The sequence below is a fragment of the Romboutsia sp. 13368 genome, assembly GCF_018336475.1.
GTDB lineage: Bacteria > Bacillota > Clostridia > Peptostreptococcales > Peptostreptococcaceae > Romboutsia.
On the sequence record NZ_CP048741.1, the window covers coordinates 678,204 to 678,584 of the forward strand.

Here is a 381-nt window from a genome sequence, read left to right on the forward strand (position 1 = left end):
TTTTTTATGATAGAAAAACTAAGGATAAAACAATATAATAAACAAACATAAATAATAATTTCMTTGGACAAACTTAGTAATAAAAAGTTTTAGGAGGATATACTATGTTATTTGAAAATGGAAAATTAAAAATAGAATATATAGAAGAGTGTATAGATAATGATGTAAATAGAAATTTAGTATTTGCTATAAACATAAAAGATTTTGATACACCAACATTAAACATAGTTTATGATGCGAAAGAAGATATTATAGTTAAAACTTATATAGATGAACAATTTGAAAATATTCCTAAAAGTCATGTTGTATATAAGATGTTTAGTCTAATTGAATATGAGGTTATAGAAATTATAAGATTTATGATAGAACATATGTAAATTA

The 381-nt window shown here is 20.3% G+C and carries 1 protein-coding gene; it reads left to right on the forward strand.

What is annotated here, in order from left to right; genetic code table 11:
• Positions 1-104 precede the first annotated feature (104 nt).
• Entirely contained in the window at positions 105-377 is a 273-nt protein-coding gene (locus G3997_RS02740; RefSeq protein WP_296647711.1) for a hypothetical protein, read from the forward strand.
• Positions 378-381: the final 4 nt, after the last annotated feature.

Excerpts from the sequence above, each read along its gene's own strand:
- G3997_RS02740 (WP_296647711.1), top strand. The coding sequence starts at position 105 with ATGTTATTTGAAAATGGAAAATTAAAAATAGAATATATAGAAGAGTGT.